Annotated in this window: 11 protein-coding genes; 7 read left to right on the top strand and 4 right to left on the bottom strand. The window is 46.4% G+C overall.

Features of this window, described 5'->3' with window-relative positions:
• Positions 1-646 precede the first annotated feature (646 nt).
• Together B4E62_RS20020 and B4E62_RS20015 are read left to right on the top strand one after the other, a co-directional pair.
• Positions 647-2,653 (top strand): TonB-dependent receptor, encoded by a 2,007-nt coding sequence (locus tag B4E62_RS20020; protein ID WP_331353308.1) that lies wholly within the window; start codon positions 647-649, stop codon positions 2,651-2,653.
• 291 nt (positions 2,654-2,944) lie between these two features.
• Positions 2,945-4,123 carry a lytic polysaccharide monooxygenase auxiliary activity family 9 protein gene (locus tag B4E62_RS20015; protein ID WP_331353307.1) on the top strand — a complete coding sequence of 393 codons (1,179 nt, stop codon included), beginning with the start codon at positions 2,945-2,947 and terminating at the stop codon, positions 4,121-4,123.
• A gap of 201 nt (positions 4,124-4,324) precedes the next feature.
• Here the strand turns inward: B4E62_RS20015 and B4E62_RS20010 are convergent, their stop codons facing one another.
• Positions 4,325-4,744, bottom strand: coding sequence for a cupin domain-containing protein (locus B4E62_RS20010; RefSeq protein WP_331353306.1), 420 nt, complete (start codon positions 4,742-4,744; stop codon positions 4,325-4,327).
• Between the two features lie 284 nt (positions 4,745-5,028).
• Between B4E62_RS20010 and rnk the strand changes: the two genes are divergently transcribed.
• A complete protein-coding gene (rnk, locus tag B4E62_RS20005) occupies positions 5,029-5,415 on the top strand; it encodes a nucleoside diphosphate kinase regulator (RefSeq protein ID WP_331353305.1) in 387 nt (128 codons plus the stop codon).
• A 346-nt stretch (positions 5,416-5,761) separates the two neighbouring features.
• Positions 5,762-7,948 (top strand): sensor domain-containing phosphodiesterase, encoded by a 2,187-nt coding sequence (locus B4E62_RS20000; protein ID WP_331353304.1) that lies wholly within the window; start codon positions 5,762-5,764, stop codon positions 7,946-7,948.
• Positions 7,949-8,011: 63 nt separating this feature from the next.
• Here the strand turns inward: B4E62_RS20000 and B4E62_RS19995 are convergent, their stop codons facing one another.
• The gene (locus B4E62_RS19995) at positions 8,012-9,064 is read right to left on the bottom strand and encodes a M23 family metallopeptidase (protein WP_310075013.1); all 1,053 of its coding nucleotides are present in this window, start codon (positions 9,062-9,064) and stop codon (positions 8,012-8,014) included.
• A 402-nt stretch (positions 9,065-9,466) separates the two neighbouring features.
• Here B4E62_RS19995 and B4E62_RS19990 point away from each other — a divergent pair, with 402 nt between their 5' ends.
• A complete protein-coding gene (locus B4E62_RS19990) occupies positions 9,467-11,482 on the top strand; it encodes a hypothetical protein (protein ID WP_331353303.1) in 2,016 nt (671 codons plus the stop codon).
• Positions 11,483-11,496: 14 nt separating this feature from the next.
• On the opposite strand, the gene B4E62_RS19985 is transcribed toward B4E62_RS19990, so the two are convergent.
• Both B4E62_RS19985 and B4E62_RS19980 read right to left on the bottom strand, forming a co-directional pair.
• The gene (locus B4E62_RS19985; protein ID WP_310075017.1) at positions 11,497-12,396 is read right to left on the bottom strand and encodes a YihY/virulence factor BrkB family protein; all 900 of its coding nucleotides are present in this window, start codon (positions 12,394-12,396) and stop codon (positions 11,497-11,499) included.
• 97 nt (positions 12,397-12,493) lie between these two features.
• The gene (locus B4E62_RS19980; RefSeq protein ID WP_310075019.1) at positions 12,494-12,778 is read right to left on the bottom strand and encodes a hypothetical protein; all 285 of its coding nucleotides are present in this window, start codon (positions 12,776-12,778) and stop codon (positions 12,494-12,496) included.
• A 266-nt stretch (positions 12,779-13,044) separates the two neighbouring features.
• On the opposite strand from B4E62_RS19980, the gene B4E62_RS19975 reads away from it, so the two are divergent.
• Both B4E62_RS19975 and B4E62_RS19970 read left to right on the top strand, forming a co-directional pair.
• Complete coding sequence (locus tag B4E62_RS19975; protein WP_331353302.1) at positions 13,045-13,311, top strand: DksA/TraR family C4-type zinc finger protein; 267 nt, start codon at positions 13,045-13,047, stop codon at positions 13,309-13,311.
• 121 nt (positions 13,312-13,432) lie between these two features.
• Positions 13,433-13,837 (top strand): MAPEG family protein, encoded by a 405-nt coding sequence (locus B4E62_RS19970; RefSeq protein ID WP_331353301.1) that lies wholly within the window; start codon positions 13,433-13,435, stop codon positions 13,835-13,837.
• Positions 13,838-13,842 lie beyond the last annotated feature (5 nt).

The raw sequence follows: 13,842 nt of genomic DNA, 5'->3' as shown, positions 1-13,842 counted from the left end.
CTTTTTCGCGGCCGCGCAGATTACAAAGGTGCAGGCTGCGATGCAAGCGCACCAAACAAGAGCGGGCATGCCAAGCTCAGAAAATGCACAGAATTTACACCCAAAGGAGCTAACAATACGACGTCCACGGTGTCAGTCCACCAAAAAGCCACTGACAATGGCATCAACCATTAACCCCATCCGGAAATAAAAACACAGCAGCGCTTTATTCGCCGATACACCAGGGACATCAGCAAATACTATGCCCATCAGCGGTAATAGCCGTAAGCCATACTCCGCTTCCGCTTCAACAACTCTCTCCCAATTGCGACAAAATCGCTTTTATCCACAAAAGCTGTGAATAACTCTGTGCATGAACCTTTGGTAATAGCCGCCAACCCCCATTGGCTCTACCCCAAGTCGGGATGTTCAATTCGTGGGCGGCTTGAATTACATCACAATCAGCTACGCACCAATGCTTAATGTGTCGCCTAATAACTCTCTTGAACACCCAAAGGTGATCATCGTCTCGATCCAGGGAAAATGCGTCGGCGGGTCTGAGGCCAGTGGACTATCCTAATCTTTCGACAGCACAACTATGTCCCCACCGCTTCACCTATTTGCAACACAGGTTGAATTTCAACACTGGTAGTCAAAGGATAAGCCCATGCCCACAGACCGATTGATGCGCGATGCTATATCCCGCACCGCTATGTTGGGTGCAATGCTCCTTGCCCCGGATTCCTTCGCGCTCGCTGTGGTTGATTATTTTGAACTCACGCTTGAACAATTGTTGGAAGTCAAAGTACACAGCGCCGCTAAAAAGGCGGAAGCTGTAGCTGATGCCTCCGCCGCTATATACGTGGTAACCAGCGAAGACATTATCCGCTCCGGCGTCACCTCCATTCCCGACGCGCTGCGCATGGTGCCCGGCATGCAAGTCGCTCGTACCGATTCGAACAGCTGGGCAATCAGTATCCGCGGCTTTAATAACGGCCTTGCAAATAAATTGCTGGTACTTATTGATGGACGCACGATATACAACCCGGTGTTTGGCGGTGTGCTCTGGGAAGCGCACAACCTGATGCTGGAAGATGTTGAACGGATCGAGGTTGTGCGTGGTCCGGGCGGAACACTGTGGGGCGCCAACGCCGTCAACGGCGTAATCAATATCATCACCAAACATACAAGCGACACTTCGGGCAATCTCACCAGCGCAATTTACGGCAATGAAGAAAAGGGAACGTTGAGCACACGCCAGGGCGGCCGCTTCGGCAGCAATGGTTCCTATCGTGTTTATGCCAATGTTTTCAAACAGGACGCATCGCGCGCACCGCCTCCTGCGGGCAGTGATAAACAACAAGACACCTACGATGAATGGGATGGATTCCGCACCGGTTTTCGCGCTGACTGGAGCGATGAATTTACCCTGCAAGGCGATGCCTATCGCACCGATACCGAACAACGGCGTCCACACTTTTCATTAATCGCACCTTACATGCCAATCAAACAACAAATTATTCGCTATGACGGGATCAATCTTTTAGGACGTTGGACCGACAAACATCATGATGGCTCACGGCTGAGCATTCAAACTTATGTTGATTGGGCCAAACGCGACGAGCCTTTTAATTTTATTGATGAGCGCATCACTTACGACCTCGACGCACAATACAATTTTGCCCCCCTGTCAGCACACGACATTATTCTTGGCGCCGGGTATCGCTATCTCACCGATGATGAACAAGGTGATAACAATACCGCCTTCACTCCACAGAAACGCCGCAACAGCCTCTATAGCGCTTTTGTGCAAGATAAAATTACGCTTGCACCGGAAGCCTGGTTTTTAACCCTGGGCGCTAAATTTGAACACAATGAATTCTCCGGTTTTGAATTCCAACCCAACGCACGCTTGCAATGGCACCCCGGCCAAAACCAAACGCTCTGGGCTTCAGTGTCTCGCGCAGTGCGCACACCAACTCCCATCGAAGAAGACTTAACTAGCACACTTGCCACTGCGGCCAATGTGCGCGCTGCTTTTGTTCCCAATGACGATTTTAAATCAGAAAAACTCACGGCTTATGAATTAGGTTATCGCCAGCAATTAGCGCCCGCAATATCAGTCGATGTGGCCGCATTTCACAATGATTATGACTCACTCAGCACAACCATGGCCGACCCGGAAAATGTGCAGCTAGTAAACAATGGAATTGATCCACCCCATATTTTTATTCCCTTTATATTTACCAATAACATGCAGGGGACATCAGAGGGAATTGAAACCGCAATCAATTGGGCAGTTAATCCCAATTTAAAAATCGCGGCCAATTACAGCTACTTACAGCTGTCACTCAGGGCGCTTGATCCAACACAAGAAGAGGCAGAAAAATTAGCGCCAGAACATCAGGCAGGGTTAAAAATCTTCTGGAATATTAACGACAACTGGACACTGGATACTACCGCTATTTATGTCGATGAATTACCTGCAAGCAAAGTGGACAGCTACCTGCGCCTCGATATTAATCTCGGCACCCAGCTAAGCAAAACCCTGCGTTTGAATATCACCGGACAAAACCTGACAGACAGCAGTCACCGCGAATTCAACAAAGCCGATAATATTAATGCAGGAGAAATTGAACGCAGCATTTTCGCCAAATTGACCTGGCAATTTTAATCTCACCGGCACTGCCCGCATTTACCTGCAACTCACACCAATCTGAATCCGCTCAAGCGCACTTGACGCCTCAATCACCCTTCGTACCTGTGCGTTATTCTCCAGCGTAAAGTCGAACGCAAAAACACCACATTGGCGAAAAGTCGTACTGGAATTTTGTTGTAAGGGTCGTAGACTCGACCTCCGAATAGAAATTTGAATCGCAACTGCGCAGTGCATTTTTATTCGCTCAAAAACATTTATTGGTTTTTGAACAATTCCAACAACCTTGATCAGAGATGGAGATTGAAAGTGAAAATAATCAATAATCAACCCGCTGTTTCATGTATTAAAGCATTTAATACATTTAGTTTATCGGCTGTGCTGGGAGCAGCAACCTTGCTCGGCGCAATTGAAGCCAGCGCCCACGGTTATGTTTCCAGCCCTAAAAGCCGTGCGTTCCTGTGTACGTCTGCACAAGGTGGTGGCAGCTCACCCGCGTGCCAAGCAGCTGCGGCGGCAGGCAATTCAAGTCAATATGAACCCCAATCCATCGGCATTGGCGGCGCTAATGACAATCACCAAGGCTTGATTCCCGATGGCAAACTCTGCAGCGCAAATATTGGCAGCATGAACGGATTAAACCTCGCGCGTGGCGATTGGGGCGTAACCACCGTCAGCGCAGGCACACGTGCGTTTGTGTGGACCAACACTGCACAACATAAGACAAAATATTTCCGCTATTACATTACCAAGCAGGGTTTTAACCCGGCGACAACTCCGTTGAAGTGGTCTGATCTGGAACAAATCCATCAATCAGGCCCAGCTGATCGCGAAGCCACATCCACGCACATGGTTAATTTGCCCGCACGTACTGGCCGCCATATTGTGTACAGCATTTGGCAGCGCGATCCGGTAACAGATGCACCGGAAGCCTTCTATCAATGTATTGATGTTGTGTACGGCACCTCTAACAGCTCCGTCCCTGTAGCCTCATCATCCGCACCATCGTCTGTTGCGGTGACCAGTTCATCAACTGGAACTACCTCCAGTATTTCCAACAATACCTGTGCCGGTTTGCCCACCTGGAATGCCGCAACTGTCTACAACAAACCGCAGCAAGTGCAGCACAACAGCAAGCGCTATCAGGCAAACTATTGGACACAAGGCAATGACCCGGCGCTCACCTCTGGCCAATACAACTATTGGTTGGATTTGGGTGCTTGTAGCGAAGGCGGCACCTCTAGCGTGTCATCCGCTGTTGTGGCCAGCAGCTCGCGCTCATCAGTTGCCTCTTCCGTATCAACCGGTAACTGCACATCGCCTGCATACGTGAATGGGGCTACCTATGCAACCGGCGCCAAAGTCGTTAACGCTGGCAATGAGTATCAATGCACCGTGGGCGGCTGGTGTTCACAAGGCGGTGCCTATGCACCAGGCACTGGCTGGGCGTGGACTAACGCCTGGACACTGGTGCGCAGCTGTCAATAAAAAATAGTTTGATGTGAAGTGAAAAACGGCAGCCTCGGCTGCCGTTTTCTATTGGCTGAATACAATTTTGTGAAATAAAAATAATGGCGCTGATTGATATTGGGCCATCCAAAAAATTTGGCAACAAACCCTTGGCAGCAAGTTCAAATAAAGCTGACGATATATTTTAATAAACGTGGATATAGATGGCCGACACCTACTTTAAATATTTCCCGTATCTCCAGCAGGATGCTCTTTAAACCAGGCCGCAATATCTGGCATCGCTTGTTCAAAATTACCCGGCACAGAAAAATTAAGCACACCTGCTTTTGCATCGCTGCGATTTTCAAAATCGTGAGTTACGCCTGCCGGAATTAAAATAAAAGACCCTTGCCCGGCATGAGTCCACTCATCGCCCATCAGAAAACTCACTACACCTTCGATAACGTAAAAAATATCGTCTTCATCATGACTGTGTGCCCCAGGCCCTTGAGTGTGAGGATCTAACCACCACTCGGAAATGGAATAGCGTCCAGCAGTTTCTTCGCCATCTGCTTTGAAAAGCGCGGAGATTCTACCCATCGGATAGGCGCGCCCTTCGCCGGGTTTAAGAAAAATCGGTTTGGGTGGTTGAACATCCATTACTGGCTCCGCATAATTTTTTACGCTCGAATTAAACACCGACCAACAATAAGCTTGCAAGATAAACAAGCGAAGTGCTATGGTTTAACAATGACCGACTGCAAAAATATTTCCCATCATAGTACGCCACCTCGCGCGCAGGAATGCAATTCCATTCGCGCCTTTGTCGTTTGTGGCGATTAAGCTTTTTACTGCTTAATCGCCCACCATCAAAATCTCTTAAACACTCTTCTTTCTCGCTGATGTATCCCCAGCGTGTACATGTTTTATTTTTGGAGAAATCCGTGCGTACCAAAAAAGCAAATTCACTCATCGTTTCACAACCAGATTATTTACAACTTACGAAGTTAATTGAACAGCACAACACCCCCGAAGCAGAAGCATTAGATGTTGAACTGAGCCGCGCTGACATAGTGCCAGAAAAAGATATTCCAGCCGATGCTGTAGCGATGGGTTCAACAGTTACATTTGTTGACTTGGATTCAAACGAAGAGAAAACTATTAGTCTGGTGTACCCAAACGAAGCTAATGTTACGCAAATGAAAATATCGATTTTATCGCCGGTAGGCAGTGCATTAATTGGTTTGCGTATTGGCGGCAATATTGATTGGCCAGTACCGCAAGGAAAAGTCCGGCGGTTGAAAGTTATCGCGGTACAGCACCCGGTATAGATCAACAAAAAACTATCGGATTTAATTATACCAGCGCGCTAGAGGTATCTACGCGCGATCACCCATTCGAATCCGGACACTTCAAGCTGCACGTAATCCCCTGTAATGGCAACTCCCCGCAAATCGCGATATCCAGAAAAAATGCTCTAATGATATCGCGTTCTATATTTTCATCTTTTAATTTTCAATCTCAAACAGAAATTATCACTTTTTATTTCGAATCAGACTAACTACTGTTTCAAAATCATGGCGCCTCCAGCCACATTTTTACGCCGCGATCTTTCCTTTTCTATACTGAAATGGCAAAACTACTCCGCTAAAGCAAAACAAATATGAGGATGCGCTGATGAAGTGCCCGGCGATATTTCCGAACGAATCCGAACGATTGAAAGCATTAGCAGGCTACGGACTCGATGAAGAGCAAATGCTGCAAAGCCTTGATCCCGTTGTCCATATTGCATCGCGTATGTTTGATATGCCGGTTGCAGCAGTCAATATGATTGGCAGTGACCATGTTTTTTTTGCCGCAAGTGTCGGTGTGGGTAAAGTGGATATGCGCCGCGATGTTTCATTTTGCGCTCATGCGATTACCCAAGCCGATGTGATGGTAGTGCCCGATGCAACCCTCGACGAGCGCTTCCACGACAATCCTTTGGTGACTGGCGACACCAATTTGCGCTTTTATGCTGGAGTGCCTCTGTTCTCACCCGAAGGGCTAGCACTGGGTGCGCTCTGTGTGATTGATGACAGACCTCATAACGATTTCTCACAAGAGGATCGCCAACGCTTGCAGGAGCTGGCGAAAATGGCCGCTGACCGTTTGGAATTGCGGCGTATTGAAGTATCAACCGAACGAACCAGACCGCCCTTTGAAGAATACGCAGGCCATTCTTCCACACCCGTCGTCTGGTTTGATGAACACTTACAGATTATCGAATGGAACCAGGCGGCAGCCAGTGCACATGGCTACCAGCTGCGCGATAAAAGAGCGCTGCAATTTGACCTACTCTTGCCCGAACGTGAGCGCGCTAACTTCCGCGAGCTTATCGGGCATGCAATCGAAGCCGGTTCACTCGACCACATTGACGTACCGCTGGAAGCTACCGGGTTGCGTTACGACGATAGCGAGTTTCGTATTGGTTTTTCACTGTTTGGCTGGCGCGATGCAGGCCATATGAAATTTGAAGCCATTCTTAAAGACCTGACATCGCAGCAGCGCGAAGAAGAAGAGTTGCGTCAGCAAGCTAATATTGATGGGCTTACAGGTCTTGCCAATCGCGGAAAATTTTATCGCTCGGTAGAAGAAGTTCTGCTCAGCCCCGCCCCGGCAACAGTATTGATGATCGATCTCGATGGATTCAAGGATGTGAACGATACCCTTGGCCATACCTTGGGCGATGCCATCTTGTGCGAAGTCGCCAATCGATTAAAGCAATTGGCAACCAACAATGATTTGGTGGCGCGCATTGGTGGCGATGAATTCGCCATCCTGTTAGCAGGCGTGACCGATTCACACGCAGCAGTGCAGCGGGCAGATGCGATGATTCATGCGATCACTCAACCCATTACTATCGATGGAAATGAAGTTCGCGTTGCCGCGAGCTGCGGCTTGGCACTTGCCCCCACTCAAGCGCAAGAAGCGTTGGAATTGGTGGGCAATGCGGATCTGGCATTGTTCAAAGCAAAGAGCACCGGACGCGGACGCGTATTTATGTTTGTCCCTGCACTGCGGATGGAAGCGACGGCGCGGCGCCTGTACGGGCTCGAATTACATCGTGCAGTTGATAAAGGGGAATTTGTCATGTTCTATCAACCGCAAATCAGCATGGTCGATGGTTCCATCACCGGCGCCGAAGCCTTGATCCGCTGGCACCACCCGGAGCGGGGAATATTGTCTCCCGCTGCTTTTTTACCCGCACTGGAAGGTGGCCCCTTGGCAGCAACTGTCGGCGCGTGGATTCTCAATGAAGCCTGCGCGCAAGCCGCTTACTGGCGCCGCAGTGGAGCGCCGCGCTTTCGCATCGGCGTAAACCTGTGCAGCGCGCAATTCCGTGTAGGGGATTTAGCCACTGAAGTGATAGAAATCCTGACGCGCCACGGATTACCCGCAGAAGCTTTAGAGTTGGAAGTCACCGAAAATATTGTGCTCGACAACGACGATATTGTGCTGGAAATTTTGCAGCGCTTGCACGCGCACGGTGTAGGTATCGCGTTTGATGATTTCGGAACAGGTTACGCCTCACTCAGCCTGTTGAAGTCCTATCCGCTTTCCCGCATTAAAATTGATCAATCATTTGTGCGCGGCATTTTGACATCCAAGCGCGATGCATCAGTGATTCGCGCAATTATCGACATGGCAAAGAGTTTTGATTTGGAGACCATCGCTGAAGGCATTGAAGGAGAAGCAGAATACAATTACCTGCGCAATGAAAAATGCGATGAAGGACAGGGATATTTTTTTGGCAAACCTATGTCAGCACCGCAATTTGAATTGCTGCTGGGCATTGGAAATTCAGCGCGCGCAATTGCATAAAAATACAAAAGCCCCGCCATTTTGAGCGCGGGACTTTTGTGAAGAAATTTCCGAATTTAAAAATTACTTCCTCCAAATACCGGTGTAATTCGCACCGCAGTACCACCAACCGGTTCTGGTGTAACCTTTGTTGGCATAGTAAGTGGATTTGCTATTGAAATCAGTCAGCGACATACCTGCATGCGCATACCACGAGCCGCTCGCAGGAATCCAGGTGGTGTTATAGATCTGGCCACCATCGGTGCAGGGCACGGTATCCAGCATCACACCGGAATCGACGAAATGGTTAAACCAGGCTTGAAAGCGCTCATCAGGAATATTGTTCACAGTCCAATAACCTACTGAATGTGGAGCCCACACCAACACCTTGCCGGCAGGTAGTGCGTTGCCATTTAACAATGTCCAGGGGCCATTTACTGATGCGGTGTTATTAGCATAAGACGTGGTTTGGCCATGATCGAATTTAATCGTTACAGGATCGCCGCTTTTCTCCATGTGCACATGTAAATGTGGCCCGGTTGAGTTGCCGCTATTGCCGACCACACCTAAAACCTGGCCAGCTTGAACACGCACTCCATTAGTAACTCTTCCGTCCTGGGTCCAGGGATTGGATTTTTCCGGGTTGGTCAGATAAGTGGCATTGTGCGGGCAAATTGCAGCGGGCACAGTGCCTGGTTGGGCGTGAGCATAGAGAGCGTACACACCATCATCTTGCAAAATCCACACGTGGTTTCCACCGAGGGCGATGTATCCATCCAACACCTTCTGCAATTTGCTGCCCGCAGTGTTTTGCGGTGAGTTACGCCAGCAACCAACAACAGTCCCTGCCGCCATAGCACGGATTTTTGCACCGTAAATGAGGTAATTTGAATTGACAGTTCCATCGGCATCATCACTTTTCAGGTGATGCCATTTGTTGTTGCCAATATGACGTACTGCGCCAATATCAAAACCTTTTTCCTGGGTACCACCAGACCAGTGAGCACCAGTTGAGTAACGATGATTGAGATTAAGATCATCCGCACGCAGTGGAAAATCATACGAGTGTGCAGTGATAGAACCTAACGTGACAGAGGCAAATAACAGAGCGTGGGTAACATAACGAATCGCTTTCATTTTCAAACATCCTTATAAAATTAAAAAATATGAGTGAGTGGTTCAACACTTATCAACCTGAATGAAACCCTTTTCAATTCGAGATAGATCAGTGCTGTTGAGCGCGTTATTACGAGGCTATGGAGGCCATTGTACGGAATTTAAAAACCGGAAATAGTCGCTAAACGCGGAGTTTTGTGTAAGCCATTTGCCGGGAAGGAATTTTTCCACTGGGGATATGTGAATTTGTCACAAATATGTTTAAACAAGTGACAAAAATTTGATTTTGATGACCTAAGCGCGTTTACAAACAGATCCCTATATTCTTTCAAGGCTATTATTACCAATTAGATAACATCGTTTAGCAATGTCCCACCGGGTAAACCGGCGCATTACGAAACATTTCATCCGTAGGGTATCAGCGTGGAAACAGTTATCTCATTTACCACCCTCTTACTTGGCGAAATAAGCCTTGTGCTTATTATCGCTCTATTTTTCTCCATCCGTTACAACTTTAAGCAAAAAGCCCTGTTAAAACGACTGATTGAAAAATACAAGGAAGTAAAATCAGAGCAAAAAACAGCAGAGAGTGAGAAAGCCAAATTCTATGCGGACAAAAAGGCAGAACACCAACAGTCCATTGTGGAGTATTTTGAGTTATCTCTATCTGATTCTCTACAACGTTATGGGAAAAATACCGGCTCACATCTCCCGCATCTTGATTCCAACCACTCCTTCAGCGCACGTGTCGCAGCTCTGCGCAGTCTTTATTTAACGGCTGAAAAAGAGGTCTTTGAGGAGCGGGGGATTACTCATGCTGGCTGGGGGCTATTTGAAAGAAAACTCGCGGATATTGTGCGCTGGCAAGACAAAAAAGACACACAACGCCAGGAAATTAAAGATAACCGGTTAAGATTGATGCAAGACCGACTCGATTCACTTAAAGGCATCCACGAAAAAAACGCTCAACTTCAAGAAAAAGTTGAACGCTTACTTAAATCGGAGAGAAAACTCAAACAGTACCAACTGGAAAGCCAACAAACCATTAACAATTTGCAATATATGCTCGAACAACTGAAGCAGCTTTCCCCTATAGCTAATCCTGCCGCCGCACCAAGCGAAAATAATCGCATTGCAATCGACATGATCCGGGAGTTAAAAACCTACAAAACCAATTTTTCCGCTGAAATAAAGGAAAAAATGGATAACTACATGAACATGCTTGAAGTAGAACTGATGAAATCAGACAATTATATTGGCAGTCTAAAAAAAGAACTAAAAGAAGCAAAAAATCAGGCAACCAATTATGCCATTATGTTAAGAGATGCCAGGATTGACGAAAAAGGAAACTCGCTTAACAACGGGGAATCAATCACAAATTCAGATGAAATGGCAATGCCATCTGATCAAAAAAATATTATCGCAGAAGTAAAGCAACTCAGAGAAAATAACCGGATACAACGCGATCTTATTCTCAAGATGGAGCATGAGATACAAATTTTAAAAAATTCAGTTAATCCCGATGACACAATTGAAGTTCGAGAGGAAAAAGCAAAAGAAATATTGCGTTTGGAACGGATAGTAAAAGAATGCCAAGGCTGCATTGATACATTGGAGAGCGAAGTTGACCACCTTTACAGCCAACTTCAGGAACGTATTGAATCTGCCGCTGAACACCTGGACAAAACTGATAATGAATATACCAGTGAAGAATTGACCATGCTAACTAAAGAACTGGAACAAACAATTGCCCATTATCAACAACTTCATGCCATTAACCGCTTAATATTGGAACTAATGAAATGTGAGACATTATCTTCCATAAGCAAACAGATACTGCAATTCATCAAAGACTTTAATGCTCCAATTGGATTTTCCATCCATTCCGAATTAGGCAAGGACGAATATTTTCCTGGTGACCTATTCAATGACTCGACAATAGACCTAGTAAAATCGCCGTCTATGACAGAGTCATTGATCCATTTAGATGAAGGCACTCTATTTATTTTCAGTAAAATTCACCTTATGCATCTCAATATCCCAGAGCAAGACGGATATCCCATATTGGAAACAAGTTTGCAAGGTTTAGTAAAAGCCGCAGATGAATGCATTAAACATATTGAAGCACATAAATCTACTAAAAACTTCGCCCACGAGACCAATTTATGGGTTGAAACAGTAAAAAGCTCCCTATCGAATATCGATATTCAATACGCATCACAGGCAGAAGAAAATCGAAAAACTTTCAATAACTTTATTGCTGAAATGCGTAAAGCATATCCGTTGTTAGACTTGCATGGTCCAGGCGCAATAGTTCTGGACAATGCCATAAACGAATACGAAGAGCGTATGCACTTGCTACTGAGCAGCAGTGATGTGATTGACCACGAAATATCCAGTTTACTTGAGAACATGAAAAAGCTAAAAATCACTCACTAATTGACGTGAACCGATTACTTCGAATCAGCAGTAGAAACTGCAAACTCCAACGGCTTAATGCGTGCGCCACGTCGATCTGCATAAATGCGGGTAAATTCAGCACCAAACAATAGGATTAATGCCGCGTAGGACACCCATAACATCAGCAAGATAATCGTCCCTGCTGCTCCGTAAGCAGAGGCGGGATTGCTGTGACCGAAATAAAACCCGAGCGCAAATTTGGCGATTACAAAGAGCAATGCAGTGACCAAGGCACCTACCCACACATCGCACCAAGGGATTTTTGCATCAGGGAGGAATTTAAAAATAGCGGCAAATAAAAAAGTCACCACACTGAGTGACAAAGAAAAATCAAGAATACGAAATAGAATATTAAAAGCTTCGGAAAAATAATAGGCAACCCAACTACTCACGATTGAAAGCAGCGCTGACAACACCAAGGAGACCAATAATAAAAAGCCAACAGCGAGGACCAGGCCGAATGAGAACATCCGATCCAGAACCATTTTTACTATTTTACGTTTAGGCTGTGGCTTAACCTCCCAAATCATATTGAGCGTTTGCTGTAGTTGATAAAACACACCAGTAGCACCAAAAATCAATGTAGCTATACCAACCAGTGACGCGAAGGTAAAATCCTGATGCACACTGGCATTGGCAATAATCGCCTCAATATCTTTAGCCGTATCGCGGCCGATCATACTCCCGATTTCGCCACTGATGCGCCGGGTTACTGCCTCTTCACCATAAAAATAGCCAGCCAGATTAATAATAATCACCAACAACCCCGGCAGTGAAAAAATAGTACAAAACGAAATGGCAGCACTATTTCTAAACGGTTCCCGATCTAACCATTGATTAAAAGTGTCGCGAAAAATGTACGCCAATGCGTTGAGTTTCTCAAATAGCGTCATGTGGAGATCCTTGTTTAGGGATTAACGCCAAGTCGACTTATTGTCCATATCCCTTTTCACTTTGTATGTACGCTTACACACAAGACCGCTAACCACATTAACCAGATATGCTTACGCCCTCGCCTTGCACTACGGTTTTAGCTTCAGACCGCTCTATCATCTTCACCAGTGCTGATTGAATCACCTCATCTTCGCGCGCATCGGTCTTGCTGGAAAACCGCTCAACTTGAATATCAGCACCCTCTTCCAGTACAAATTCAACGACCACCTCATCAGCATGCGCACTGGTTTTGCCATAGTAGGTCAATGAAATTTTAGGGTAACCCTGAAACCCCATTTTGGCTCTTTTGGCGATGCGTTTTTTGGATTTATCCAAATTCATAATTAGTTCTCAGCGGTGAAATTCCAGAGCGCAGTAGTCTGTGATGTAAATAAACCTACTGGATTGCGGATGCAAGCAGCACCTAGCTTAACGGATTTGCTGTTTCAGTTGGGAAGTTTTCAGTGCAAGTGCAGTGCTCACCGTTGCATGAACCAACAGTGAACTTTCCACTTTAACCAAGGCCAAAATCTTATAGCTTTACTTTTTGGCTATTCTTAAACGATACCAATTGAACAATTATCGGATTACCGATGAGGATCGACGCTATGGCCAGCGGCTGGGCACCTGATGGTGCAGTACAAGATCAAATAGATGCGAGCATTGAAGACGCAGTAAAGTTAGCTCGCAGCCGTCTTCCTGAAGGCGAGAGCCTGACGCATTGTGAGGAGTGCAATGCGGCAATTCCCGAAGCGCGCCGCAAGATTATCCCGGGGGTGCGGCTGTGTGTGAAATGTCAGGAAGAGCACGATAAAGATGAAACGGTTTATTCCACTATTAACCGACGCGGCAGTAAAGATAGCCAATTGAGATAGTGTAGGTTACGCACCGCACTTAACCACTACTGGCTTTGTGGTATAAGACCTTCAGAAATAATTACTTCATAATCTCGCGCATACGTAAACACGTTAAACCTAAATAACGGGAATAAAATCAATGAAAATAGCTATTATCGTTTTGTTTTGCCTGTGCGCTATACCCTATATATTTGCTGTTATTTCCCATTACTACCGAAAAAAACAATTTGGCCAATTTGACAACCAATATCCACGCGAACAAGCAGCCCAACTCCACGGGGTAGGTGCTCGCGCCGTGGCGGCGCAGCAGAATTCATGGGAGGCACTGGCTGTATACAGCGCCGCATTACTTGCCGTGGTTGCATCGGGGCTAGATATTAAGTACTTGGCTGAAGCAGCGATTATTGTGCTAATCGGCCGCATACTTCATGGAATTCTTTATCTGGCAAATTTGGATAAGCTACGCTCTTTGACGTTCGTCATTGCTATAGCACCGTGTTTTTATTTGTTTTACGTTGTTATTGCTGTTTTTTCAGTAGGCTGACTTTT

The sequence above is a fragment of the Cellvibrio sp. UBA7671 genome (assembly GCA_002483145.1).
GTDB lineage: Bacteria > Pseudomonadota > Gammaproteobacteria > Pseudomonadales > Cellvibrionaceae > Cellvibrio > Cellvibrio fibrivorans.
Note: the sequence above shows the minus strand (reverse complement) of the source record. Positions and strands in the feature narration are given on the sequence as shown.